The organism is Candidatus Mycolicibacterium alkanivorans (genome assembly GCF_022760805.1).
GTDB classification, from domain to species: Bacteria; Actinomycetota; Actinomycetes; order Mycobacteriales; family Mycobacteriaceae; genus Mycobacterium; species Mycobacterium alkanivorans.
In genome coordinates this window covers 2,759,155-2,785,309 of the sequence record NZ_JAIVFL010000001.1, presented here as the reverse complement: position 1 = coordinate 2,785,309, position 26,155 = coordinate 2,759,155, and the positions used below count along the sequence as shown (strand labels likewise).

Sequence of the window (26,155 nt, the reverse complement as noted above, 5' to 3'; positions counted from 1 at the left end):
CAGTGATGGAGGTCGGCCCTCCGGGTTCGCCGTGCAGGCGGAGATCCCAAACCACCGCAGTGTCATGCCGGTCAAGAGCCGGGGTGGGAAGCGACTGCGGGAACGGCCCGCAACCAGCGGGTCAGGTGTGCGACGAGAAGACGAACGTGTGTAAACCACTGCTGACGCATCGAAACAACCCAACGATGGCATCAGAACTGGGGATGGAGGTGGTCCCCGGGATGAAGGCGCGGCCAGCAAGGCGTGCCCTGAGCCAGGCGGCGGCCTGCGTGCTGGCCTGGCGGTGCTCGGTGTATAGGTGGCGTGAGCTCGTCGCAGGCGCTGGCATGGAACAGGAGAACCTGTCGTCCCGATACCGACTCGGCCGTTCATGTGGGCTTGTTCAGCCACCCGGCCGGCGAGAGGGAGGACCCCAAGCGGCGAAAACCGTGAGGGGCAGAGTACCGACGCGGGGCACAGGGGCGGGCCGGCTCGTAGTAGCGATGAAGGCCCTGTAATGGGGCCGGAGCCAAGGGGCCGGGCAGACCACGGTCAGCCGGAGGTCAACCCTGAGGGGGAGGAGCCGCCGGTGGGACCGAAGCCGAAGGTGAAGTCGTTTGAGATCCCCAAGCGCCTCGTCTTTGAGGCGTGGGAGAAGGTCCGGGCCAACAACGGGGCGCCGGGCGTGGACGCCGTCAGCATCGCCGAGTTCGGCAACGACGTGAGGAACAACCTCTACAAGTTGTGGAATCGGATGTCCTCGGGAAGCTACATGCCGGGGTCGGTCCGGGCGGTGGAGATACCGAAGGACCATGGGGCGGGGGTCAGGATCCTCGGCGTGCCGAACACGGCCGACCGGGTGTCGCAGACCGCAGCGGCGATGCTGCTGGAGGAGAAGCTGGAGCCGATCTTCCACCGTGACAGTTACGGCTACCGTCCCGGCCGTTCGGCCCATGACGCGCTGGCCGTGACCCGAAGGCGTTGCTGGCGCCAGGACTGGATTTTGGACCTTGATGTCCGGGCCTTTTTCGACAGCGTTCCCCATGATCTGTTACTCAAAGCGGTCGCTCACCACACCGACGAGCGATGGGTTCTGCTCTACATCCAGCGGTGGCTGAAGGCCCCCATGCAGATGCCGGACGGGACCCTCGTTGCACGAGACAAGGGAACCCCACAGGGCTCCCCGATTTCGCCGTTGTTAGCCAACCTGTTCATGCACTACGCGTTCGACCGTTGGATGGACCGGGAGTTCCCGGACTGCCCGTTCGAGCGTTACGCGGATGACATCGTCGCCCATTGCGACACCGAGGAACGGGCCCACACGTTGCGGGCCGCCATCGCCTCTCGGCTCGGGATCGTCGGTCTCGAGTTGCACCCTGAGAAGACGAAGATCGTGTACTGCAAAGACACGAAGCGCCGAGGAAGTTACGAGCGCACCAGCTTCGATTTCCTCGGCTACACCTTCCGGAGTCACCTGGTCCGTGGCCGAAGGGGGTTCTTCGTGAACTTCCTGCCAGCCATGAGCGCCAAGGCAAGAAAGGCGAAAGGCCAGCAAATAAGGGCCTGGCATCTCAAACGTCGCAGTGGCACGGACCTGTCCGGCCTCGCCGAGGACATCAACCCCCAGGTGCGAGGCTGGATCAACTACTACGGAGCCTTCTACCGCTCCGAGTTGGGCTTCCTCGCATTGCGCATTGACGAGCACCTCGTCCGATGGGCCATGCACAAGTTCAAACGACTGCGCGGCAGGCCCGACAAGGCGTGGGCCTGGCTGCGGGATGCCCGGAAGCGGGAGCCAACGCTCTTCGCCCACTGGCACCTCATCGCGCTCACTTCCAGCCGGACTGTGGGGGCCGGATGACAGGAGACTGTCACGTCCGGTCCTGCGAGAGCGGGAGGGGGAGGTTCCCTCCCGCTACTCACCAAGTTCTACGAGACCCGGGACAATCTCGCTTGTCGAGCGCGGGTGGGCGGACTGTCACTGGGGGTCAGTGAAAATCATTGCGGCCATCCGTATTACTTATGGTCGGGGCCACCAACGGATGTGGATGTTGCGCCTCGGTGCCCCCGCTGCCGTACGGGCGGGTGATGATCTCGAGACGATGTCCGTTGGGATCGTCGAAGTACACCCCGCGGCCGTCGTCCCAGTTGTTGATGTGACCAGCATCCTGGTGCATCGGGTCGGACCAGTATTCGATGCCACGCTCGCGAATCCGCCCGAAGATCTCATCGAACTCCGCCTCGGTCACGAGGAAGGCGTAGTGCAGGCGGTCGAAGTCATCGGCGTCGGTGTCGCGGAAGTCTAGGGTGGTGTCACCACTGACCTTGAGCACTGCAAACTCACCGAGTTTGAGCGCCTCGTCCAATCCCAGAACCTCACTGAAGTACCTGGCAGTCGCTTCCTTGTCACGGGTCGCCACGATGTGATGGTTGAGAACGGGCAACGCGCACCTCCTCGAAGTCGATTACTGATCGAGTACCCGATGTGCCGGCCGCCAACCCGTCACGGAGTCGGGTTCTAGCCTGAATCCGTGGATCAGTGATTTCGTGGCGTCGCGGGGTTGATTTCGGCACGATTGGGGCGGTTCGGGATGGTGTGGGCATGAGTGATCCGCTGGCCTGCACCAGCTTTTCCTTGTTGCGAGGTTCTTCGGGCTGGGCCTGGGAGGGCGGGGTGGACAGGGGATTGGCCGGTGGGGTCAGGCGGCACGGGGTTGCGCAGTCGGGTAGCCGATGATGTTGTCCCACAGGGTTTTCCACCCGATCTGCCATGGCCATTGCGCTGGCAGGTGCAACATCGGCTTGCGTGCGGGCGCGGCGAAGCGGGCGGGCACGTTGACCAGGTCGCGGCGCAGGGTCGCGCCGCGCGCCACGGCGTGCTCACCGCCGGCGAGCGTCCCGGCGGCGCGCAGCAAGTTATGCGCGATCACCGCGCAGGCCAGCCAGGCGCAGTTCGCGCCAAACAGCCCGGAGGGGATATGACCGAGTGGCCCGTCGATCAGGTCGGCGAAGGTGGTCCCCACGATCGCGTGCTTGCGGTGGGTGATGTCGGCCTCGGCGGTGGGCAGGTCGGAGTTGGTGAAAAACGGGTGATACCGCCACACCGGGAACAACGCGTCCGGGTAGCGGGCATCTTTGACCCGACGCACCACCAGCCGGGCGGTGACGCGGCCATGGCCGCGCACGGTCAGGGTGTAGGGCGTTTCGGCGACCTGGGCATTAGAGATCAGCGCGCCGGTGTCGGGGTCTTCCACCGCGACCCTCGTCTTGAGGCCTTGCAGTAGGAAGTCAGTCGCGTAAGGCTTGTTTTGTGTTCTCAGGTGAGGCCTGTAGGCCCGTGTGCTGGCCGCGCTTCTGCGATACGTGTTCGCGCGACTTTGCGGGACGCATGGTGCGCGCGGCCATGCGTGCGACGAACTGTCGCGGTGCCAGCCGTGGGGCGTTGGTCAGCAGCCAGTTGCCCGCGCCGCCGGTCACCGTGGTGCTGGCTCGGCGGTCCACGGCGCGAAGGGCGGCGTGCACAACGCGCTGCGGGGGAATGCGTTGGCCGACTTGGGCGTTTTCACCGGCGATGTCGAAGAAGCTGGTTTCGGTGGACCCTGGGCAGATGGCGGTGACGCGCACGCCGGTGCCGCGGGTTTCGGCCCAGAGCGCCTCGGTGAACGAGAGCACGAAAGCCTTGGTCGCGCCGTAGACCGCCATGTAGGGGACAGGCTGAAACGCCGCTGTTGATGCCACGTTGATGACGGCTCCGCGGTCGCGGTCGAGCATGCCCGGCAGATACAGGCGCGTCAGATCGACGAGCGCGGCGACGTTGACACGGATCATATCGGCCAGCACAGCGGCATCAGCCTGATCCAGCTGCGCGAACAGGCCGAAACCGGCGTTATTGACCAAGATGTCGATCTGCAGGTCGCGACTGCGCAAGTCGGCAGCCAAGCCATCTGCCGCCGACGGCGCGGCAAGATCGGCGACCGCGACGTCGGCGGCAACGCCAAACGACGCGCTCAGTTCGTCGGCCAAAGCGGCCAGTTTGTCGGCAGAGCGGGCTACCAGGACGAGATCGGCGCCGCGGCGGGCCAGCTCGCGTGCGAAAACCGCGCCGATTCCCGAGGAGGCGCCCGTCACCAGCGCACGTTGGCCTTTGTAGTTCATTTCCCGGCACCTTTCTAAACCTTGTTGTGGTCCCAGAATAAAACCGCCCGTTCGGTATGTCCAGAGCTACCGCACGGTCGGTTTGTGCTATGTTCGCCGGGTGTCATCCACGCCGGTCACGCCGAAGGGCGCGGCCACGCGAGCGTTCTTGCTCCAGGCTGCAGCCGAGGTATTCGCCGAGCGCGGGTACACCGAGACCACGATGGCCGAACTCATCACGCGCAGCGGCTTAACCAAGGGAGCGTTCTACTTTCACTTCTCGTCTAAAGAACAACTCGCACTGGCGGTGATCGAGGAGAAACAGCACCAGTGGATTGACTCTGTCCAGGCGGCGATCAGCGCCGAACCCCGTGCGATCGACCAGCTGCGCCTCGTGGCTCGGGCACTCGTGCGCATTCATCGGGATGACCCCAGCGCCTTCAGCGTTTCCCGGCTCACCCGCGATCTGTCCCGTATTCCCCATGTCACCGATCTGGTCCGCGACCACATGCGCGCCTGGGTCGGCCTGCTCGCCAGCCTCGTCAGCCAGGCCCAAGCCGACGAAGACCTACCCGACACCATCGAAGCCAACGACCTGGCCGCATTACTAGTTGCCGCTACCGACGGGCTCAAGGACCTCGGCAGTCTGATAGACGCACCAACTCGGGCGCGTCGCGCGTTCGAGAGGCGGATGAACGCTCTCATCGCCCTCGTCGACGCCCTCGGGGTCCGGCCCGCCAACGCCGGCAGCTCCGACACCTGATCCAACCACGATGTGTACCCGGAGGGGAGCTGCGGACCGCGCCATCCATGACGATCCAGTGCGGCCGTGGGGGTCCGCAGCCGCCCGCACGAATCTGATTGGACGCCTGGATAAGTCGCCGATCTGCGGAGTCTGCGGTAGCAGCGTTACCCCCACTGAACCACCAGAGGCATTTGTCGAAGGCACGGAGCGGCGAGCGTGGCTCGAGCGTGCCAGTCCAGGCCGGGTTGACGGTAGTGACGTTTCTCGCGGACCGGAAGAGCTCGCGCGTAATGCGCGCATACGCCTCGTGATGGGTTCGCGATCAATTGACCACCGGCGACCCCGCGGGCGGACCTCGGCAGGAGGATCGCGGCGAACTGGCGCGAGCTTGGGCGTCAGGTTCAGCCCCTCGCTGCCCTATTGGCGCGCAGGATAATTCGTGCACGCCGTGTAGGTGGCGAGCGGGTTACTTTCGTCGGCTTGATCTCGCCAATAACCCCCCTGATTGGAACGCGGGCGCATAGCGTCATGTTATCGACTCCGAAATTCGGGAGGCTCGCGGTGTCGCGTACGGATCTCACATCAGGCATGAACACCAACAACAACTCCGTTTACACGACGAACAGCATTGCGCCTGCCGCCGAAAGTTTGATTCTCGCGTTCGTACTGAGCGCCAACACCGGCGTCGGGGCCGCGGGCATCCCCTCCGCTTCGGGTAACGGACTGACCTGGGACAGAGTCGATACAGGCAATACGGGCCAATTTCGGCTTACGTGTTTCAGGGCAATGCAGATTGGTGCCGCACCAGCAACCGGGACGGTCCGCTTCGAGTTCCGGGACGGCGCAGGGGCGCTTCAAACCCAGGATCTGTGTGCGTGGTCGATTTTCGAGTACGGCGACGTTGATTCAAGCGGAACGAACGGGTCCGGTGCACTCACCGTTCATCCGCAAGCGACCGCGGCGGCCGCCACCAACTTGACCGCACCGTTGCCGCTGGCGAGTCAGGCCAACATCGCCGTCGGCGGATTGATACTCGCATTGCAATTGGCCCAACCGGCGCATCCAGTGACGCCCGGCGCAGGTTTCGCCGAGATCGATGAGTTATCACCGAACCAAGGACTCCTCGGAAAATCAGCAACGCTGCAGACTCAAGACCGGACAGGTGGGCAGCCGTCGATCAGCTGGTCGTGGACCGGCGCCGAAAGCGCCCTGGCGATTGTGCTCGAGGTCATTACCCAGGCACCGATTACCCCGCACTCACCTGAATCGGTCGTGTACGAGCCGGACAACGAACTCATCCGGGCATTCGAGCCGATCCTGTACTTTGCACCCGGCGAGCGCTTCTTCCCGGCCGACGCGAAGCGGTATCTCGAACGCTGTGCACTGTGGAACACCGTCGATCCCTTCACCTCGCGCGATTCCTGGCATCCACCTGGTGGCCCGATCGGACCGATCATCGATCACGGAATGATTTCCGCCAAAGATGGCGAGGCCGGAACGTTTCTCGGCCAGCAGGGACCGGGTGGCGCACTCCCGTTTCTGGTCCCGGATCCGAAGGACGAACGCTTTCTCGACATCTCGGGTTGGGGGCAGCCACCCGCACCAGCGAATGATTTCCGGTTCGCGGATCTCGACCGGATAGAACAGCTGTACAACTCAGCGGGGGCAGATCCGCTGTTGAAAGGCAGTCGATTCTGGTACCACGCCGAAGTGTTCGACGCCGCACGGCTGCGCGAGCTGATGGCGGCGGACAACAGTCCGGCCAATTTCCAAGACGTCTTCAAAGCTCACTTCGCGGGCGGGTCAAACTTCAAACTGATTTGCTACTACTTGTTCTTCCCGGGACACGACGAACCGCTCGAGAATTGCGCGCCAGACGACCATGCCGAGAAGTTCTGCAGCTATGCGGGCGAATGGGCGTGCATAGCAATACTCGTGGAGAGCAGCACGACTGCGACTGCGGGCGGACCGCCGTCGGTCACCTACACACCGACCACGATCGGGCTCACCGGCCGCAATGTCGGCGACACCGGCTTTCGCGGAGGCGAGGAGCGGGTGAACATGAGCACGTTCGACTTCAACACACTCGACGTTGTACGCCGCGCGATGCAAGAAGGCGAAACGGTTCAACGAGCTCATCCCAGACTCTTCGTCGCGAAGGGAACGCACAGCATCTATGGGGCCGGGTCCCCGCTCCCGGTACCGGTCCCGTTCTTCGCCCCTGCGGACCCCGCCTTCGCGTTCTGCGGCGCGACGGAGACACTGGGCAAGAGCTACGAGGACCTCAAGGACGCACAGGACGAAGCGGCCGACCACGTATGGGTCGACGATCCGGAAGTGTTCTGGACGAAATTCGTCATCAACATCATCTGGGCGGTGACCGAGTACATCGCCGGCGGAGGTGGTGGCTTCAACGGAGTCGGAACGAGGACACCGGACCAATTCGATCTCCCGCCGAAGGACGAGCCAGGCGTAGCCTCGTTCGGGGCAATCGTGCATCCTGCCGGCATCGATCCGCCGAATGGTGAATCGACCGTCGACAAGTTCTCCTGGCAGACGGCGTTGTCCAACGAAGCCGCACTCGAGCATAAGGTCGGGGATCGCCTCTACTCGTTGCGAGTCAACCGAACAGACCCGAATGTAAAAGTCCGCCAGGTGTTTTGGCCCGGCACTCAAGGCCACATCGGCTACACCGGCCGTTGGGGACAGCGGGTGACCAACGACCCGCAGACCCGCCGCGCCGGACTGAAGTTCCCGGAGTTCTGGGCGGAGTTCATCAACGCGTTTGCCAAGGGGAAGAGTCAGTAATGTCTGTGGACGCCCTGTGGGAGCTGATCTGCCATCACACCTACAAATGGAACGGCACCGCCACGGATCTGTCGATTTACGACAGCCACGGCACGACCGCCGCACTCAATCCATCGAACTTCCGGCAAGACGGCGCCACGCCCGGTTCAGGTGCATGGAGGTTTTGGGCAACGGAACGCAAAGGGATCGTGATCCAACCAAACAGCGGCTGGGGGCCGCTCGTGGGCGTACGCGTCGAATTCGTAGCCCGCGTCAACACGGTCGCCTTCGCCCGGGTCGGTGCGACCCTGATCGACGCGGACAACTCCTTCCATATCGGGGAATACCAGCGACATATCGGCGCAAAATTCCGTGGCGACCCCGTCGCATACGGTCCTTCATGGGACTGGGTCGTGTCCAACTTCCGAATGCAGAATGACCAATGGGTTCGCTTTATGTGGGAGCACGACGGTCTGTCGGAGATGCGGCTGATCATCGAAGGAGCGGAAGTCGTCCGGCACCCGGTTCTGTCGGGGGTTCCGGGAGTGGGGCCCAAGGGAATCAGCATCGGCAACACGCTCGACGGTCAACATCCCTGGACCGGGGACATCGACGAGGTGAAGGTCTGGCGCCTCGACCCCAACCGGGTGCGCAACCAATTTCTCGGCCGTCCGATCGACAACGAAACCGCAGATTGCTGGGCGCGCTACGTCGACAGCATGCGCGCGGCGTTCGCGAAGTATCCCGATTGCGCCAAGCAGCTGACCACGGCGATGCGCGATGCCGTGAATCAGTCTGTGCGAGAGATCGCAGCCCAGGGTCCGGAGACACGACAACGAACAAGTGAACTCGCCGCTCGCTACGCCGAGTTGTGGGCCACCAATGACATCGATACCCCGGAGATGCGCCAAGCCATTTCCGACTTGGTCACCTGGCTGCGACTCATCGGTGTGCAACCCGACGAAGACGACCGCACAAAAAAGCTCAAATCATCGCGATGCTGGAAGCTGATCACGAGCGAACTTGCCGGACTCGACTGTGATCCGAAGGTCGAGGCCATGATCAGAATGTTCGGCAAGGCCGATGACTGTGGACCCGAACGCGATCATCGGACCGCGTAGCGACCGGATTCTGAAACCGCCACTTGACCCGCGCTGGCGATCATCTTCTTCCCCGACGACGGAGGTGTCAGCGGCGGCCGAAAATTGACCCCCTTGGTGTTCATTCTTTGGTTGAGTGATGGCGCTCGCCGAAATTCCCCACTGACCCGACTTCCGGAGATCGTGGGCACACGAGTCCAATGATTTGTGGTGTGACCTGCGTAAACGTGGGAAGCGCCAGGTTGGGTCGTGTTACTACACGACCCGGTTCTGGTGGGTGTGGTTGTCAGTCGGCGGATTCGCCGTTGGTTTGGTGGGCGCGAAGTCGAGGTAGCGGGGCGGTTCAGGCAGGTCGAGAGCGTTGAGGATGGTCTTTTGCCCGCTGGTGGTGGCCGAGCGTTGCGCGACGCGGCCGTCGCCGGTGGCCAGGGTGCGCCTGTCGCGAGATCGGTGACCCACGCCCGCAGCGCGGTCGCATCCGCGAGCGAGTCCACACCGAGACGCGTTGCCTGGACCCAGGACGCGGCAGTCAGCCGCCGCCGGTCCCGCTTCGACATCCGATCCTTCGGCTCGACGGACACGATGAACTGACCGAGCCCGCCGTCGAGCCAGGGGGCCAGGTCGACCTCCACGTCGGCCCATCTCTGCCCGGCGCCGGGCACGTTGAGTACGAGCTCTGCGACCCGTTCGCCGGGGATCTTGATGGCATCGTCTGACCAGCGCCGCCGCTCGGTTTCCTGCCACGCCGTCCAGTCGTCCGGGCCCACCGTATGCACCCGCACCCGGACCCGGTTGATGCCGATGGTGCGCACCGCGAGCACCGGGAGGCCCTTCGGGTCGAGGATCACGTGATTGCCGCCGAGGATCGACAGCCGCGGCGCCGGCTGCCCGACATCCACCCGCACCGGGTCCGACGGCCCGAGCGTCTGGCCGAACACGTCACGCAGCGCCGGGTCCAGCGTGACGTGATAGCACTGTCCCGCCAGCGAGGCCGCGGCCACATGGACGTAGGACCCCGAGACCGACGCCACGAGCCGCTCCACCGGCGGCTCGACGCTGACCATCGCCTCCTCGAACGACGCGGGGTCCACTGGGTTGCTGAGCTCGATGACCCAGGTGGCGCCCGGTACAGGGTTCCGGCCACGCCAGTCCTTCTGCAGGCCGTGCACACGGAAGGGCCCGGGCGTTGCGAAATCCCAGGTGACCGCCGACGTTGTGGCCCTCGGTCCTTCGAGTGACCGAACCCCCGGTTGGAGCGTCACGGAGCAGGTCGTGTCGAACGGGAACGGCGCCAAAGGGCGCGCGGCAATAGCGCGCCCCTCCGGCACACCTGCCACCTGCGCCGCGACGGCATCCGCGGCGATCTCCTCGGCAGTGGCGATACGAAAGTCCAAGACCTGCTCGCCGGCCGTGATCGACGTTGACGCGAGGACCGTCCCGGCATCCACCGTCTGGTCGAACACGAGCAGCATCACGCTGTCGGGCCGGACGCGGTTTCCCTCGGGATGGCGCGCGACGAGCCGGGGCGCGGGCGTTGCGAAGCCGAACGCGACGTCCCGCGCGATCGCTGCGCCCGCGGCGGACCTGGTCCCGGCCGGAACCTCGACGCGGTAGGCCGTCGCCATCGGCATTCGCGCGCCCTGCGGCACGAAGACGAGGGTCCGTGGGTCCATCCAGCGCCACTCGCCGGGTGGTTGCGGGTCCAGCCGCACGGGCGGCTCCATGACCACCGCAGCATCAACGCTGTCGAGGGCGACCATCGGCGCGGAGAACGTAATCGAGACCCCCCGAGCGAGGTCGACTTCGCCGTCGGGCTGGTAACGCACGACCTCGAGTGCGGGCGGGATGCCTGCCGCTGCGCCGGGGCGCTGCGGGTCACCATCCACGCCAGCGGGCGGCGGAAACGGCACTTCAACGACACGGCCGGGTCTCGGGCGCGGCAGTGCCTCCTTGCGCGGGGTGAACCCGGATTCCGATGTGGCGGGCGGCTCCAGCGGAGCCGGCAGTCGCGCGAGCAGGCGGGCGGTGGCGGCGTCATCGAGCGGACGTGCCTCGGGGCGCGCGATGACCTCGGGCTCGGGCGGGCCGGATGATGGGCTGCCCTCGGCCAGCTCAAGAATGAGCGGCGTAGCAGCCGCGAGGCGGCGGCGCTGCTTGCGAGATGGACCCATACGGCGGGATCGAATATGGAGGGTTACCGGTAGTATTCGCTATCACACTGTGCCACAATGGGCTTCATCGTTAAATGCAGAGAGTATGCGGTCCTCAGCGGAAAACTTGTATGCATCATCAGTCAGACGTCGAGCCCGGTTGTTGCTCAGACCCATGGGGACTCCGCCTTCGGGCCAGCGTTGCCCCGGGGTCCATTCCCAGTGCGCGTAGACGATCAAGCGCGTCGATGACGACCTTGGTGTCCTCGAACAGGCGGTCCTCCTGCACGCGTCCTCGCCGTAGCTCAAGGAGCTGCGCACCCTCGTTGCGATAGTGCGTCCCGTCGGGAAACGTCCCGAAAACGGCGAACCACGTGGCGGCGCGCGTGTGCAAGGGACCTCCCTCGACGACGATGCGCCGCGGCTCCAGCCGGAAATCCGGGAACAGCCGCCGCACCTCTGCGAACCAGGCACGGACGGCGTCCGGCCCTCGAAACTCGCCGCCGAGCGCGTGGTCGCCGGGAAACGAGAAGAGCGCGTCCGGCGCGAACTGGGCAACGAGCTCATCGAATTGGCCGGTGCTGATCAGCCCATAGCCACGACGGATCTGCCGGCGCACGAACCTGTGGTACATTCCGCGAGAGTAGCCAGGTACCCGGCTGTGCGCCAGCGTTTCGGCGACGGGGTCGCGGCCTGAATTGCGTGCGGCGGCGCGGATCTTCGCGAGTTTGGCTTCGTACTCCTCGGGATCGGAGATCATGATCGACAGGGGAAGCCAGCCATCGCCGTAGCGTCCTGTCAGCTTCAGCATTCTCTGTCCGTTCCGGGTTTATTTGTCATGCCCGAAGTGACTGTATGCCAACATTATTGGATCGATTCGAACGAAACTGTCCGAATCAAGATGACACTTCCGTAGATCTCCGATCTGTATGACGTTTCGTGGCTGAAAACCGTTGTCACGGTGGCTCGCAAACTTGGGCTCGCAAACTTGGTTGACAGCCTCGAAAAGTCGAGGCCTCCCATAAGGGAAACATCAGCTGGCAAAGCATCTGAAGTGGGCGTCGTCCACCCCAGGCGAGGGCCAGCGCCAGGCGGGTCAGTTCTTACTCGCCGCTCTTGCTAAACGGTTCGGATGCGTGGTCATCCGGGTTTGGTGCTTTGTGCGTTTCTGGCCGCGGGGTGGGTGCCAGTAGGCGTGACTTCTCGTTTTGGGGCAGGCTGGGCGATGGGTCGGAGCATCGGGCGGCCGGCCGGGCTCAGCCGGGCTGGATTTGCATGACTACGGCCTTGGGTTCGGTGAAGAATTCGCGGCTGAAGGTGCCGCCTTCGCGGCCGATGCCCGAGTCGCCGACCCCGCCGAAGGGTGCGCGCAGGTCGCGGATGAAAAAGCAGTTGACCCATACGGTGCCGGCCCGCAGCGCCGCAGAGACCCGGTGGGCGCGGTGCACGTTGTCGGTGAACAGCATCGCGTTCAGGCCGTAGCGGGTGTCGTTGGCCAGCCGGATCGCCTCGGCTTCGGTGTCAAATGGGATCACCACCGCCACCGGGCCGAAAATCTCCTCGCGGCTGCAGCGGGCCTGCTGGCCCAGTCCGGTCACGATGGTGGGCAGCACGCCCCCGCCCTCGCCGAGCCCACCGGTGACGATGGAGCCGCCTTCGGACTCAATGGTGTCGATGTAGCCGCGCACCTTGCGGTAGTGCTCCTGGGAGGCCAGCGGCCCGATCTGGGTGGCCTCGTCCTTCGGGTCGCCGACCACCATCGCCTGCGCGGCTCGGGTGAACCGACCCAAGAACTCGTCGTAGATGTCGCGCTGCACATACAGCCGCGACCCTGCCAGACACACCTGGCCGGTGTTGGTGAAAATCGCCTTGATGGACCACTCGACGGCGACGTCGAGGTCGGCGTCGGCGAACATTACGTTGGCGCCTTTGCCGCCGAGTTCCAAGCTGACCGGTGTCAGGTTGCCCGCCGCCGCCCGGGCGATCGCCCGGCCGGTGCCCGATTCGCCGGTGAAGGTGATCCGGTCGACTTCGGGGTCCTCGGTGAGCGCCTGCCCGGCAGAGTCGGGCCCGTAGCCGTGCACCACATTGAACACCCCCGCCGGCATACCGGCTTCGAGCGCAAGCCGCCCTAGAATCGTGGCCGAAACTGGGGTGTCCTCGGCGGGTTTGAGCACCACGGTGTTGCCCCACGCCAGTGCCGGGGCAACCTTCCAGGTCTCCAGCATCAGCGGGAAATTCCACGGCGCGATGGCCGCCACCACCCCGGCCGGCTCGAAGCGGGTGTAGGTGTGGTGGCCGCTGTCCATGGGCAGGACCTCCGCGGTGGCCAGCCGCGCGTGATCGGCGAAGAACCGGAAGTTCGCCGCCGCGCGGGGCACGTCGTTGCCCCGCGACTGGCTGATCGGCTTGCCCATGTCGCGGGTGTCGGCCATGCCGAGCTCATCGGCGTGCGCCTCGATCAGGTCGGCCAACCGGTGCAGGATGCGGCCGCGCTCGCCGTATCCCAGCCGCGGCCACGGTCCTTCGTCGAAGGCACGCCGCGCCGCGGCCACCGCGCGGGCGGCATCCGTGGCGTCACCCAAAGCGATCTCGGCCCACTGCTGGCGGGTGTAGGGGTCGATGGAGGCGAACGTCGCATCCGAGGCCGACTTGACCTCCGCCCCGTCGATGATGTGCCCGAAAAACTCCGTCACGGTTTCGTCTCCTTCGCTGTCGCCGCGCGTTCGGCCAGGGTCACCCCACCGGCCGACCAGTGGGTGGCCGGGACTTCGCGCACCACCACCCGGATATTGGCCTCCGGCGCGCCGATCGCCCGGTGCACCGCAGAGTGCACCTCAGCAAGCAGCGCCCGGATCTGCTCAGGACGACGCCCCTCGGCGAGCGTGATCTCCACCAACGGCATCACTGACACCTCAACGTGACCGAGCCCAGGTTGGAAAAGTCGGCGCTGACGTGACTGCCCGGTTCGACGAACACGGCGTCGGTCATGCCGCCTGTTAACACCACCCAGCCCGGCTCCAACGCCAGCTGCCGCTTGGCCAGCGCGTTGGCCGCCAACGCCAATGCCTCCCCCGGATGGCCCTGCACCGCGGCGCCGGTGGCGGAGTCGACGACTTCACCGTCCACCGCCAACAGGCACGCTTCCAGCGCGAGGTCCATTTCGTCGGGTTTGCGAGCCACACCCCCGATCACGAACAACGCCGAGGAGGCATTGTCGGCCACCACATCGGGCAGGGTGAACTTGAAATCGGTATAGCGGCTGTCGATGATCTCCAGCCCGCCATAAACGTGCGATACCGCCTCCATCGCCCGCGCGGCTGTGATGCCGGGCCCGGCCAGCCGCTCGCCCAGCACGAACACGATCTCCGGCTCCACCCGCGGATGAATCAGCTGCTCAATGACCAGCGGCGCGCCGACGGGGAGCACCATCCGATCGGTCAGCCACGCCGTCGACGGCGAGTCCACCCCCATACGCTGCTGCTTGGCGCGCGACGTCAGCCCGAGCTTCACTCCGACGATGTGCTGCCCGGACTCCACCTTGCGACACAAGATCTCGTCTTGCACCCGGTAAGCAGTGTCCAGATCCAACCCAGCCCACTCGGCCGTGATCGGGCCGCGATCAACACGCGCAGCCTCCGCGTCCAACAGCACCGCTGCTGCACGCGCCACATCCCATACGTCGCTTCTCTGGCGTTCCTGTTGGGCGTTCATCACGACCTACCTCATTTCTTCCGGGAGCGTGCGTGCACGCCCGTTGTCGCCGTAGTGTGGCCGGTGCGCCTGGGTCGGGATTGCCCGGCCTGACGGGCGGCGAGGATGGTGTGCGAGAGCCATGACTTGCGGTCGTCATCGAGTTCCGCCGTTTTTTGTGAATTTGGCCGTAACCGAGCCCAGCCCGCCGAACGCCGCCGTGACCACATCGCCCGCGGTTACCGGCACCGCCGCTGTGACCGAGCCGGGCAGCACGACATGACCGGCTTCGAGTACGACTCCGCGCGGTCCGAGGGTGTTGGCCAACCAGACCAGCGCGTTGAGCGGCGAGCCCAGCACCGCGCCGCCGGCGCCGCTGCCCACCAGCTCCCCGTTGCGGTGCAGCACCCCGCCGACCAACCGCACGTCCACCTGCGCCAGCGGGACTGCGGTGCTGCCCAGCACCACCGCGCCCGAGGATGCGTTGTCGGCGATGGTGTCGACCAGTTTGATTTTCCAGTCCCGGATGCGCGAGTCGATGATCTCCAGCGCCGGGGTTACGAACGCCACCGCTGCCATCGCCTCGGCGACGGTGACCCCCGGCCCGGCCAGCGACTTGCCGAGCACGAACGCGATCTCGGGCTCCACCTTCGGCGCCAGAAACGCCGACCAGTCGATCGGCTGTGACTCCAGAAAGAACATGGCGTCGGTGAGATGACCGAAGTCGGGCTGATCCACCCCGATCTGGCGCTGCATGACCGCAGAGCTCAATCCCACCTTGTGACCCTTAATCACCGCTCCCTCGGCCAGCCACCGCTGCACCTGGCCGACCTGGATCGCATACGCGTCATCGACGTTCAGGGCGGGAAAGCGCTCGGTCAACGGCTCGATCGGCTCGCCGCTGCGATACGCGCCTAGCAGTAGGTCGATCGCGCACGATCGGGCCTCGGTCGTCATCGTGTGCCTCGCTTGTGGTGGTTGGGTGGTAGTGGCGGCGGGGCTTGCCGCCTTGTTGGTGTTGTGCGCTGGTAGGCGCGGGTCACAGCGTTTGCGCGGCCCCGGGGTAGCGTGTGATGAACCGGTCGGCGTAGAAATGCTCGATGCCGGTGCGGATTTGGCCGATAGCGGTTTCGAGTGCGTCGATCATCGCCGGCGGTCCGCACGTGTAGATGTGGCTGTCGTGCAGGAGCTGGGTCGGTAGCTCGTGTACGGCGTCGGTGACGAATCCACGAGCACCGGTCCAGGCCGATTCCGGTGGCTCCTCCGACAGGACGGCGCGGAAGTCGAACTGACCGTTCCAGGATCGGCGCAGGTCGTCTATTTCGGCCAGGCAGTATAGGTCGCGCTGTGTCCGTGCCCCGAACAGCAGGACCGTTTGACGCGCACAGCCCCGGCGGGCGGCGTCTTCGAGAAGCGCCTTGATCGGTGCCAGCCCGCTGCCGCCAGCGACGCAGAGCAGGGGCTGCTCAGCGGGGCGTAGCCAGAGGTCGCCGAACGGGCCGGCCAATTGCAGCTGGGCGCCGTCTCTGTTGGTGTCGAACAACCAGTCGCTGAATTGCCCTCCGGGTACGTGGCGGACGTAAAAGGTGGCGCGGCGCCGGTCGGCGTCGTCGGGGGCGGTGGCGAAGGAATATGACCGGGGGCCTGTCACGCCGTCCATCCTGAGTTCGGCGTACTGGCCGGCGGTGTATTCCAGGTCGTGGTCGAGTGCCACGACGATCTCGGCGATGTCGTGGGTGAGGGCGCGGTGCGCGCTGATCACCGCGCCGGTGTGGACAAGGGGGTGCTCGGGCATGTCCGCGAGCCCGGCGACGTCGAGTTCGATGGAGGTGCGGGCGATGCTCTGGCAGGGCAGGATGTAGCCGTCGCGCAGTTCTTGCGCGGTTAAGGCGATGGCGGAATCGACGATTTCGCGGACTCTGCCGTGGACGAGTTTGGATTTGCAGGTTCCGCATGTGCCGACCGTGCAGCTGTGCGGGAACGGGATGCCGGCGGCCAAGGCCTCGTTGAGGATGGAGTCTTTGCCGGGGACCTCGAATGCTTTGTTGGTGCCGGTGATCGTGGCGGTGCGCGGTCCCTGGTTTTTGCTGCGGGAGAAGAGTTTCACGGTGAGTTGTCCTCTGGGCGGTGGCCGTCTCGGGTCTGGCGGTTTGGTTATTGCTCGTCGGCCAGGAACGCCGCGACCAGACGGTTGAAGGACGCTGCGTGTTCGATTTGGGTCCAGTGCCCGCATTTTCCGAACATGTGCAGTTCGGCGTTGGGGATCAGCTCGAACAGCCGCCGCGAGGTGTCAGGCGGTATGACCTGGTCTTCGCGGCCGTGCACGATCAGAGTTGGACATCGGATGTGCCGGATGGCGTCGTCGTTGGTGATCATCGCGTCAAGCCAGCGCTGGCGGGGGGCGGGGAACATCGCCGCGTAGGACTCGTGGAAACCTGGTTGCACGCTGGCTTGATAGCGCGCGGTCGCCAGGTCGTCGGTCATCAGGTCGCGGTTGTAGGCGAAGTAGTCCAGCACGCGGCGCATCGCCGGCACCGAGGGTTGATAGCCCCACACCGCGTCGAGCCCGTCGGTGACCGGGAAGGGCACCCCGGCGCTGCCCATCAGCACTAACCGCTGGACGTGGTCGGGGTGTCGGGTGGCGATTCGCAGTGCCAGCGCACCCCCGAAGCTGTTGCCCACCAGTGAATACGACGTGAGTCTGACCGTGTCGAGAAATGCTTCGATGTGGGCGATCCAGGTGTCCATGGTGTAGGCGTGCCCGTCGGGGCGTTGGGTGTAGCCGAAGCCAACGAGGTCGGGCGCCAGGACATGATGGCTGGCGGCCAGGGCGGGGATGGTGAGTCGCCAGTTGGCGTAGGCCGACACGCCCGGGCCGGAGCCGTGCAACAGCACCACCGGTGCGGCGGCGGGGTCGCCGGCGTGCAGATAGTTGGTTCTGATTCCGCCGGCGTCGACAGTTGCGCCGACGGCAGGGTTGGCGGTGTCGGTGTTGGCGGTCATCTCAGAGGGTTCCGTTCTGGTGTGCGAGGTCGAGGGCGACGTCGACGATCATGTCTTCTTGTCCGCCGACGAGTCCGCGGCGTCCGACTTCGAGCAGGATGTCGCGGGTGTCGAGGTCGTATGTCGATGCGGCGTGTTCGGCGTGGCGCAGAAAGCTGGAGTACACCCCGGCGTAGCCGAGGGTGAGGGTTTCGCGGTCCACTTGAACGGGCCGGTCTTGTAAGGGCCGTACGAGGTCGTCGGCGGCGTCCTGCAGGGCGAACAGGTCGCAGTGGTGTTGCCAGCCCAAGATGTTGGCCACGGCGATCAACGGTTCGATGGGGCAGTTGCCGGCGCCGGCGCCCATGCCCGCCAGGGAGGCGTCGACGCGGGTGACACCGTTTTCGACGGCGGTTACCGAATTGGCCACGGCCAGAGACAGGTTTTGATGGGCGTGGATGCCCAGTTCGGTGTCGGGTTGCAGGATGTCGCGGTAGGCGCGTACCCGGTCGCGGACTCCGTGCATGGTCAGCCGCCCGCCCGAGTCGGTGACGTAGACGCAGTGGGCGCCGTAGGATTCCATCAGCTTGGCCTGCGCAGCCAGCGCATCCGGTGCCGCCATGTGGCTCATCATCAAAAACCCTGACACGTCCATACCCAGGTCGCGGGCCTTGGCGATGTGTTGGGCCGCGACGTCTCCCTCGGTGGCGTGGGTGGCGACCCGGACCGAGGTGACGCCGAGGTCGTGGGCGCGCTCGAGCTGGCCGATGGTGCCGATGCCGGGGACGAGCAGGGTGGTCACGCGGGCTCGCTGGACCGCACTGCTCACCGCGCCGATCCACTCGGCGTCGGTGTGTGCCCCGGGCCCGTAGGTCAGGCTGGTGCCGGCCAGCCCGTCGCCGTGCCCGATCTCGATGGCGTCCACACCGGCCGCGTCGAGGGCCGCGGCGATCGTACTGACCTGCTCGAGGGTGTAGTGGTGCCGCACGGCGTGCATTCCATCGCGCAACGTGACGTCCTGGATGTACACCCGGGGCCCGCTGGTCTGGTCGTTCGCTGTCATCGGAGGCCTTCCGTTGGCTGGGTGCGGTGTGTGGGTTCCCCGGCGGCGAGGCGTTCGGCCACCCGCAGCGCGGCCGAGGTCATGATGTCGAGGTTGCCGGCGTAGGCGGGCAGGTAATGGGCCGCGCCTTCTACCTCCAGAAAGACACTGACCTGGGTCCGGTCGGCCGGCTGCAGGTCCGGGTTGAGTGTGCGCACATCATCGGATGCCGGGCGGTCGCTGAACTGCACCTGCTGTTTGAGGCGGTAGCCGGGAACGTAGCCGGCGACCTCGGCCACCATCTCGTCGATGGATGCGCAGATCTTGTCCCGCATCCCCGAATCGAGGCGGTCGGTCAGGCACAAGACGGTGTCACGCATGATCAGCGGCGGCTCGGCGGGATTGAGAATGATGATCGCTTTGCCGCGCTGCGCGCCGCCGACGTGTTCGATCGCCGCGGAGGTGGTCTCGGTGAATTCATCGATATTGGCGCGGGTGCCCGGCCCGGCTGACTTCGAGGCGATGGAGGCGACGATCTCGGCGTAGTACACCGGGGCGACGCGGGCGACGGCGGCCACGATCGGGATGGTGGCCTGCCCTCCGCAGGTGACCATGTTGACGTTCGGGGCGTCGAGGTGCTGCTCGAGATTGACCGGCGGCACCGTATACGGACCGATCGCCGCCGGAGTGAGGTCGATGAGCCGGCGGCCATAGGGGGCCAGCGCCTCGGCGTTGGCGATATGCGCTTTGGCCGACGTCGCATCGAAGACGATGTCGATGTCGCCGAAGTGCGGCATCGCGATCAGTCCGGCGACCCCGTCGGAGGTGGTGGCAATGCCCAGGCGGCGGGCCCGCGCCAGACCGTCGGAGTCCGGATCGACGCCGACTAGGGCGGCGACGTCCAGCACGGCTGACGTCCGTTTGATCTTGAACATCAGATCGGTGCCGATGTTGCCCGATCCGATGATCGCGACTTTGGTGGTCATCTTGAAGATCCTTTCCCAGGCCCGCAGTGGGGGTGTCGGTTCGGTGAGGTGGCGAGCGTTGTCACGTCCCAACCGTCACAGTTCGGGTGGTCCGACCCGCGCACAGGGCGCAGGCGTTGGTGGTGCCGATGCGTTGCCGCAGATGTGGCTCGAGGTGCGCCAGGACAGCGCCGGCGGGTTGTTCGCGCGCCGCGAAGGGGTAGTCGGTGCCCAGCACAACGTGGTCTTCGCCCAAGCGGCGCACCGCCAGTCGCAGGCTCGCGTCGTCATAGGTCAACGAATCGCACCACAGCCGGCGCGCTGCCTGAGAGATCGGCCCGCCGGTTTCGGCGGCGGCTGTCAGATGTTGCCCGCGGTCCAGACGTGGCAGCAGGGCGGGAAGCGCACCTGCGCCGTGCGCAAGGACGATGCGCGCTGCGGACGCGGCCTGCACGACGCCGGCGGACAGCAGCGCAGCGGCGGCGGCCGCGGTTTCGGTGGGCATGCCCAAGCCGAACGCCAACCCCAGCCTGGTCGCACGCGGATCAAGGTCGCGGTCGACCGGGTGGATGAAGATCACCGCAGACAGTGACGACGCGGCGTCGAAGAACGGGGTGAACTGGGCATCGGTGAGTTCGAGTTCGCCAATGCGGGTGCCGATCTCGACGCCGACGAATCCGAGCTCGGTCACGCACCGGGTCAGTTCCGCGACAGCGAGCGCTGGGTCTTGCATCGGAACCGCGCCGAGGGCCACGAATCGGTGTGGCGCCGAGGCGACCATGGCGGCCAGAAAGTCGTTCTGGGCGCGCGCCAACTCCGCGGCTCCTGGCGCGGGTTGTTCATGGCACAACGTCACCGGGATCGGGGAAAGAACCTGCACAGCGATGCCCTCACGATCCATATCGCAGATCCGCGCCGCCGTCGACCAGCAGGTGTCGTCGATGCGGCGATACGGGCGGTCGTCGAGGACAATCTGGGCGCTGCGTTCACCGGTGCGCTCGACCCGGGGAAAGCACCCCGCGTGCGCGGCCCCCACGTCGGGCAGATCGGGGTCGATCGCGTGGGTGTGAAAATCGATCATTCCCTGGGTGAGACCCGCGAGCCGCTCCGACCGCACCGTCGGCTGTGCCATCACACTCGATTCCTCGTCACTGTTATGCGACCCCATGTTGGGGTGGTGGGCCCGGGTCAGGGATGGTAAAGGGCGAAGACCTTGTTGGAGTTGAAGACGTCGGTCTCGATGAACTCTGTCCAGGACGGTCTCGGAGTTCCGAGTGCTTCCATGGCTCCCAGCAGCGGGAACCAGTTGAGCAGTTCCTGCTGGCCCGATTCCTCCAGATCGGTCAGCGACACCGTGCGCCACGCGTCGACATCACCGGCGGCGAGCCGCTCGTACAGGTGCCGGTCGGTGGCCGTGTCGGGCCGCAACCGCCAGGTCTTGTCGCACAAGAAGGCATGCGACCAACTCGACGAGGCCACCAGAGCGACCCGCCACGGCGAGTCGGCCATGATTTGGCCGACTGCCGCGCCGACCGCCATCATGCGGGCCGGATGCGGCGAGGGCGGATCGAGCTCCCGGATGTCATCGACCCGGCTGGCAAACCCCTGATAGCTGATGACCCGGCGCCCGTAGCAATTGATGGGAAACGGGAGGACGGGATAGTCGAAACCCGTGCGGTGGTAATCGAGATAGAGGATGGCGTTGAGGAACGCGTGGGGCAGGCCCGGATGGTGCAGCGGCTGATAAGCGTAGGCGGCGTCGATGCCGCGTTCGAGCAACGAGCTCACCAGGTGCTTGGCCACGTCTCGGCGGCCCCGGACCTTGAATGCCGTCGTGTCGGCGGCCTCGCCCCACACGTTGGGGCGGTCGACCATGTCCGAGGAGTGATCAGCCTGTGCCCACGGCCGGATTTCCATGTCGTCGTAGGCCTGCACCGAGAAGGGAGGAATGATGTCCTCGCGGAAATTCTCGTACTGGTCATCGCCCCAGATCAGCACGACGTCTGGAGCGAACTCGTCGAGGGCGTTGCGGGCACGCTCGAAACCGGCGACCAGGGAGGCGCGATGCGCCGCGGCTGCCGACCGCCCTTCGTCAGAGCCCCATTCCCGCCGCATTAACTCCGGCCAATTCGCTGGGTCCTTCTCCGCGGCGGGAATGCCCGGATCGTGGAGGGCCTTACGCAGCAGGCCGGCCATGTCGTCGTCGCGGCCACTCAGCGGCGGGTAATGCGATAACCCGATTCCCAGCACCTCGCCCATGACGGTCCTCCTGTGGCGTGTGTCGCGCGCGAATCCCCGAACACCCAGATAGTACAGGTATATAAATATCTAGGTCAACAAGCTTTCAATGGTAGAGTCTGGCCGCGTAACGCAAAATCCTCGGCACGAGGGAGCACAGGTGAGCACGCAGCCCGCCGATCGACCCGCCGCCATCGGGCGGGCCGGGTTGTCGGTGCCCGAGCAAGTCATTCGCAGCGCGCGTGAGGCCGGCGATGATCTCGACCGGGAGTCGCTGACCGCGATGATGATGCTCTACCGCGCGGTCGCGGCGGTGGACCGCACGCATGCGGCGGAACTGGCGCCCTACAAGCTCAGTTTGGGCCAGTTTCAGGCGCTCAGCGTGTTGCACCGAGTGCAGGAGCCGGTCACGATGGGCGAGCTGGCCGAATTGCTGTCGGTTCGGCGCGCCAACCTCACTGGCCTGATCGACACCCTGGCGCGGCGGTCGCTGGTGCAGCGGGTGCTCAACCCTCGCGACCGGCGTTCGTTTCTGGTCGAGATCACCCCGGCCGCCGAAAGGTTGCTCGAGGAATTCCTGCCGCACCACTGGCGCTACCTCAGCACCCTGACCAGCGGGTTGGCAAGCGGGGAGCTACGCCAGCTGGCGCAGTTGCTGGACCGGCTGCGGAACTCTGTCGAATCTGCCCCCCCGTGCCCGTCATCGACCGCTACCAACGGCCAGCGAGACGCGCGCGATGGCATCCGGACACCAACGGGACCATCCGCCCTGCGCTGACCGGCGCCCCGCGGCAGACCCGCTGGGGCACACAAGCCGACGCTAGAATGACGAGCTGTTGAGGGGCCCGCCCGATGACGTATGTGATCACCCAGAGCTGCTGCAAGGACGCCAGCTGCGTGTCGGTGTGCCCGGTCGACTGCATCGGGCCCGTCGGCGCGCCGGGAGAATCCACTGACTCCGAGATGCTCTACATCGACCCGGCGGCGTGCATCGACTGCGGCGCCTGCGTGCAAGAGTGTCCCGTCGGCGCCATCTACCACCACGACGAATTGCCGCCCGGCCAGCAGCGGTTCGGCGACATCAACGCCCGCTACTTCCAGCTCCACCCCTCCCCAGCCGACCAGCCGGTGCCGCGCCGCGATCATGCCCCGGTGCGGCCCGGGTCGCTTCGCGTGGCGATCGTGGGCGCCGGACCCGCAGGCTGTTACGCCGCCGGCGAGCTGACTCGCATCGACGGGGTGCAGGTGGCGATGTTTGAGCGGCTACCCACGCCATACGGGCTGCTGCGCGCTGGAGTGGCACCCGACCACCAACACACCAAAGCCATCGCCGACCTGTTCGACACCGCGCTGTGTCATCCCCGGCTGCAGTGTCACTTCAACGTCGAGGTTGGCCGCGACCTCACCCACCAAGAACTGCTCGCGCACCACCACGCGGTGATCTACGCGACCGGAGCCAGCGCCAGCCGGGACCTGGGGCTGCCCGGCGAATACCTGCCCGGCAGCCACACGGCTGCGGAGTTCGTCGGCTGGTACAACGGCCATCCCGATCACGCCGACGCCGAATTCGCCTTGTCCGGCCAGCGGGCGGTGATCATCGGCAACGGCAACGTCGCGTTAGACGTCGCCCGCATCATGCTCAGCGAGCCCGATGAGCTGGCACGTACTGACATCGCCCAGCACGCGGTGGATGCGTTATCCACCAGCGCGATACGGGAGGTCGTCATCGTGGCGCGGCGCGGACTGCGCGACGCCGCCTTCTCGGTCGGGGAGTTCCTGGCCCTGGGTAATCTGGACCGTGTCGACGTCGTCATCGAGGGCGCCGACCTGCACGACGCTCCCGGCGACGACGCGGAAACCGCGCTCAAGGTCGAAATCGCCCGTGAATTCGCCCAGCGGAGCCCAACGTCAACCCACAAAAGAATGGTCTTCCGGTTCCTGACGACACCGGTCGAGGTCGTCGGTGACGGCAGGGTAGAGGGGCTAGGTGTCCGCGGCCCAGGTGGCCAAACCGTCGTCATCGAGACATCGCTGCTACTGCGGTCCATCGGCTACCGCAGCCACCCCATCCCCGGGGTGCCGTTCGACCCGGGCAGCGGCCGGGTGCCCCACGACAACGGGCGCGTGCGCGATCACGACGGTCAACCAGCACCCGGTGTCTATGTCACGGGCTGGGTCAAACGGGGACCACGCGGAGTGATCGGCACCAACCGCGGCTGCGCCGAACAAACGGTGACACAGCTGTGGACAGACTTCGACAACGGCCTGCTCACCCGAGATATCGACGAGCATACCGCCCTGATCGGCCTGCTGGCCGAACGCGGTGTCCAGCCACTGGCCTGGCAGGACTGGTGTGCGATCGACACCGCCGAACGCCAACGCGGACTCGACAGGTCCCGTCCCCGTGACAAGTTCGTACGGATCGCCGACGCACTCGCCGCGGCAAAGAAGTAATCGAACGCAACTCCGGCATCCCACGGCCATGGGAACCCGCCGGCCAGCGATGTGCGCCGACAGTGATCGGGCCCGAGTCAATATTCACCGCCGCTGGCCAACCGACCCGCCCTGCGACGATCCCGTCGATCGCTGAGCTGACGGACAGGCCCCCGAGCACGCCGCAGCCCGCGGAGTCGGCAGTGGGCCGCCGTGACGGGTTCCATGCGCGGCCCGACAGCCGTCCGGCCGGTCCTGGCAGCTTGCGGGCGACCGTGGCAAGCGTGTCGGGCCGAGCGCACCATCTAGTTATAGCCCTTGACTATCGCCGTCTGAAACCTCTACGCTCTGCATGACCTAGCTCACACCGACTCGCGGTAGATGAGCTAGCTCACTTGAGATTTCTGGTCAAAGGAGACGGAATGTCGGTGGCGTACGACTCGCTGTTCATCGGTGGGGAATGGGTCGCCTCGGGCGGGACGACGCAGATCACGGTGGTGTCGGCGAGCACCGAGGAGGTGCTGGGGCAGATACCGGAGGCCACGGCGGCAGATGTCGATAAAGCGGTCGCGGCGGCGCGCGGTGCGTGCGGCGACCCGGCGGGCTGGTCGCGGTGGGAGCCTGCGCGGCGCGCGGAGGCGTTGGAGAGGCTGGCCGACGCGCTCGACAAGCGGGGCGAGGACATCGCGCATCGCGTCAGCAGTCAAAACGGTATGCCGATCGCGGTATCGCGCCAGCTGGAGGCGGTGTTCCCGGCGACGTTGTTGCGTTACTACGCGGGCATGGTGCGCGACCGCGAGTCGGAGGAGAGCCGTCCGGGGTTGTTCGGTGGGACCACCCTGGTGCGGCGCACACCCGTTGGGGTGGTCGGCGCGATTGTGCCGTGGAACTTCCCGCAGACGCTGGCCGCGTTCAAATACGCTCCGGCGCTGGCCGCCGGCTGCACCGTGGTCATCAAGCCCTCACCGGAGACCGTGCTCGACAGCTACCTGCTGGCCGAGGCCGTACAAGAGGCAGCGCTGCCGCCGGGCGTGGTCAACATCGTCACGGGCGGGCGCGACGTCGGCGCGCATCTGGTCTCTCACCCCGGGGTCGACAAGGTCGCCTTCACGGGGTCGACCGGTGCGGGCCGCCAGATCGCCGAGACGTGCGGGCGGATGCTGCGCCCGGTCACCTTGGAGCTGGGGGGTAAGTCCGCGGCGATCATCCTCGACGACGCCGATCTGGACTCGGTCAACACTGCCCAGAACCTGTTCGGTGCGACCCTGCTCAACAACGGTCAGACATGTTATCTGTCCACCCGGATTCTGGTGCCGCGCACCCGCTACGCGCAGGTCGTGGACGTGTTCACCGGCTTCGTGGAGGGTCTGACGGTCGGCGATGCGCTCGATCCCGACACCCAGATCGGTCCGATGGCCAGCGCCCGGCATCGGCAGCGCGTGGAGAGCTTCATCGCCGAGGGCCGCGCTGAGGGCGCGAGGGTCACCGCGGGCGGAGGCCGGCCCTCGCAGCTGGACAGGGGGTGGTTCGTCGAGCCGACGGTGTTTGCCGACGTGGACAACAGTTTCACGGTGGCACGAGAGGAGATCTTCGGCCCGGTGCTGTCGCTGATCCCGTACACGGATGTCGACGAGGCGGTACAGATCGCCAACGACTCCGATTACGGCCTGGGTGGCACCGTCTGGAGCAGCGACCCCGAGCGCGCCGTCGAGGTGGCCCGTCGTGTCCAGACCGGCACGATCGGCATCAACCAGTATCTACCGGATCCCACTGCCCCGTTCGGCGGGGTGAAGGCCAGCGGCCTGGGCCGCGAACTGGGCCCGGAGGGGCTGGCCGCCTACGAAAACCAGAAGTCCATCTATCTGAGCGCACCGGCATCCGGTAACTGATCGAGACCTTCAGGAGAC

At 66.0% G+C, this 26,155-nt stretch carries 21 protein-coding genes and 1 pseudogene; 7 read left to right on the top strand and 15 right to left on the bottom strand.

Going from position 1 to position 26,155, the window contains the following annotated elements; translation table 11 throughout:
* Positions 1-568: 568 nt before the first annotated feature.
* Entirely contained in the window at positions 569-1,840 is a 1,272-nt protein-coding gene (gene ltrA / locus K9U37_RS13705) for a group II intron reverse transcriptase/maturase (RefSeq protein ID WP_243072149.1), read from the top strand.
* A 127-nt stretch (positions 1,841-1,967) separates the two neighbouring features.
* Here ltrA and K9U37_RS13700 read toward each other — a convergent pair whose 3' ends face one another.
* The 3 genes and pseudogenes from K9U37_RS13700 to K9U37_RS13690 all read right to left on the bottom strand — a co-directional run bounded on the left by K9U37_RS13700 (position 1,968) and on the right by K9U37_RS13690 (position 4,134).
* Positions 1,968-2,399: a VOC family protein gene (locus tag K9U37_RS13700; protein WP_372489519.1), complete on the bottom strand. Its 432-nt coding sequence runs from the start codon at positions 2,397-2,399 to the stop codon at positions 1,968-1,970.
* 279 nt (positions 2,400-2,678) lie between these two features.
* A pseudogene (locus tag K9U37_RS13695) lies at positions 2,679-3,236 on the bottom strand (IS1380 family transposase); the annotation flags it as partial.
* 31 nt (positions 3,237-3,267) lie between these two features.
* Positions 3,268-4,134, bottom strand: a complete 867-nt coding sequence (locus K9U37_RS13690; RefSeq protein ID WP_243072148.1) for an SDR family NAD(P)-dependent oxidoreductase — start codon at positions 4,132-4,134, stop codon at positions 3,268-3,270.
* Between the two features lie 100 nt (positions 4,135-4,234).
* On the opposite strand from K9U37_RS13690, the gene K9U37_RS13685 reads away from it, so the two are divergent.
* The 3 genes from K9U37_RS13685 to K9U37_RS13675 all read left to right on the top strand — a co-directional run bounded on the left by K9U37_RS13685 (position 4,235) and on the right by K9U37_RS13675 (position 8,766).
* Positions 4,235-4,876, top strand: a complete 642-nt coding sequence (locus K9U37_RS13685; RefSeq protein WP_308197378.1) for a TetR family transcriptional regulator — start codon at positions 4,235-4,237, stop codon at positions 4,874-4,876.
* A 570-nt stretch (positions 4,877-5,446) separates the two neighbouring features.
* On the top strand, positions 5,447-7,666 hold the full coding sequence (locus K9U37_RS13680) for a hypothetical protein (RefSeq protein ID WP_243072146.1): 2,220 nt from the start codon (positions 5,447-5,449) through the stop codon (positions 7,664-7,666).
* On the top strand, positions 7,666-8,766 hold the full coding sequence (locus K9U37_RS13675; protein WP_243072145.1) for a LamG-like jellyroll fold domain-containing protein: 1,101 nt from the start codon (positions 7,666-7,668) through the stop codon (positions 8,764-8,766). Before K9U37_RS13680 ends, K9U37_RS13675 begins: the two co-directional genes overlap by 1 nt.
* Here K9U37_RS13675 and K9U37_RS13670 read toward each other — a convergent pair.
* From K9U37_RS13670 to K9U37_RS13615, 12 genes are all read right to left on the bottom strand, one after another.
* A complete protein-coding gene (locus K9U37_RS13670) occupies positions 8,751-10,916 on the bottom strand; it encodes an Ig-like domain-containing protein (protein ID WP_243072144.1) in 2,166 nt (721 codons plus the stop codon). The two genes, K9U37_RS13675 and K9U37_RS13670, sit on opposite strands and share 16 nt — an antisense overlap.
* A gap of 118 nt (positions 10,917-11,034) precedes the next feature.
* Positions 11,035-11,706: a nuclear transport factor 2 family protein gene (locus tag K9U37_RS13665; RefSeq protein WP_243072143.1), complete on the bottom strand. Its 672-nt coding sequence runs from the start codon at positions 11,704-11,706 to the stop codon at positions 11,035-11,037.
* A gap of 445 nt (positions 11,707-12,151) precedes the next feature.
* On the bottom strand, positions 12,152-13,591 hold the full coding sequence (locus K9U37_RS13660) for an aldehyde dehydrogenase (RefSeq protein WP_243072142.1): 1,440 nt from the start codon (positions 13,589-13,591) through the stop codon (positions 12,152-12,154).
* Positions 13,588-13,800: a 2-hydroxymuconate tautomerase gene (thmT, locus tag K9U37_RS13655; protein ID WP_135423436.1), complete on the bottom strand. Its 213-nt coding sequence runs from the start codon at positions 13,798-13,800 to the stop codon at positions 13,588-13,590. The genes K9U37_RS13660 and thmT overlap by 4 nt, the downstream gene beginning before the upstream one ends.
* Complete coding sequence (locus tag K9U37_RS13650) at positions 13,800-14,609, bottom strand: 2-keto-4-pentenoate hydratase (RefSeq protein ID WP_243072141.1); 810 nt, start codon at positions 14,607-14,609, stop codon at positions 13,800-13,802. The genes thmT and K9U37_RS13650 overlap by 1 nt, the downstream gene beginning before the upstream one ends.
* Positions 14,610-14,744: 135 nt before the next feature.
* Positions 14,745-15,545 carry a 2-keto-4-pentenoate hydratase gene (locus tag K9U37_RS13645; protein WP_243072140.1) on the bottom strand — a complete coding sequence of 267 codons (801 nt, stop codon included), beginning with the start codon at positions 15,543-15,545 and terminating at the stop codon, positions 14,745-14,747.
* A gap of 82 nt (positions 15,546-15,627) precedes the next feature.
* Positions 15,628-16,695 (bottom strand): 2Fe-2S iron-sulfur cluster-binding protein, encoded by a 1,068-nt coding sequence (locus K9U37_RS13640; protein ID WP_243072139.1) that lies wholly within the window; start codon positions 16,693-16,695, stop codon positions 15,628-15,630.
* A 47-nt stretch (positions 16,696-16,742) separates the two neighbouring features.
* On the bottom strand, positions 16,743-17,591 hold the full coding sequence (locus tag K9U37_RS13635; RefSeq protein ID WP_243072138.1) for an alpha/beta fold hydrolase: 849 nt from the start codon (positions 17,589-17,591) through the stop codon (positions 16,743-16,745).
* 1 nt (position 17,592) lies between these two features.
* Positions 17,593-18,633, bottom strand: a complete 1,041-nt coding sequence (gene dmpG, locus K9U37_RS13630) for a 4-hydroxy-2-oxovalerate aldolase (protein ID WP_243072137.1) — start codon at positions 18,631-18,633, stop codon at positions 17,593-17,595.
* Positions 18,630-19,598, bottom strand: a complete 969-nt coding sequence (locus tag K9U37_RS13625) for an acetaldehyde dehydrogenase (acetylating) (RefSeq protein WP_243072136.1) — start codon at positions 19,596-19,598, stop codon at positions 18,630-18,632. Before K9U37_RS13625 ends, dmpG begins: the two co-directional genes overlap by 4 nt.
* Positions 19,599-19,659: 61 nt before the next feature.
* A complete protein-coding gene (locus tag K9U37_RS13620; protein WP_243072135.1) occupies positions 19,660-20,709 on the bottom strand; it encodes an amidohydrolase family protein in 1,050 nt (349 codons plus the stop codon).
* A 56-nt stretch (positions 20,710-20,765) separates the two neighbouring features.
* Positions 20,766-21,773 carry a class III extradiol ring-cleavage dioxygenase family protein gene (locus K9U37_RS13615; protein WP_308197377.1) on the bottom strand — a complete coding sequence of 336 codons (1,008 nt, stop codon included), beginning with the start codon at positions 21,771-21,773 and terminating at the stop codon, positions 20,766-20,768.
* 202 nt (positions 21,774-21,975) lie between these two features.
* Here K9U37_RS13615 and K9U37_RS19875 point away from each other — a divergent pair, with 202 nt between their 5' ends.
* The 3 genes from K9U37_RS19875 to K9U37_RS13600 all read left to right on the top strand — a co-directional run bounded on the left by K9U37_RS19875 (position 21,976) and on the right by K9U37_RS13600 (position 26,137).
* Complete coding sequence (locus K9U37_RS19875; RefSeq protein ID WP_243072133.1) at positions 21,976-22,593, top strand: MarR family winged helix-turn-helix transcriptional regulator; 618 nt, start codon at positions 21,976-21,978, stop codon at positions 22,591-22,593.
* Positions 22,594-22,667: 74 nt separating this feature from the next.
* Positions 22,668-24,269, top strand: a complete 1,602-nt coding sequence (locus K9U37_RS13605; RefSeq protein ID WP_243072132.1) for an FAD-dependent oxidoreductase — start codon at positions 22,668-22,670, stop codon at positions 24,267-24,269.
* A gap of 401 nt (positions 24,270-24,670) precedes the next feature.
* Complete coding sequence (locus tag K9U37_RS13600; protein WP_243072131.1) at positions 24,671-26,137, top strand: aldehyde dehydrogenase; 1,467 nt, start codon at positions 24,671-24,673, stop codon at positions 26,135-26,137.
* Positions 26,138-26,155: the final 18 nt, after the last annotated feature.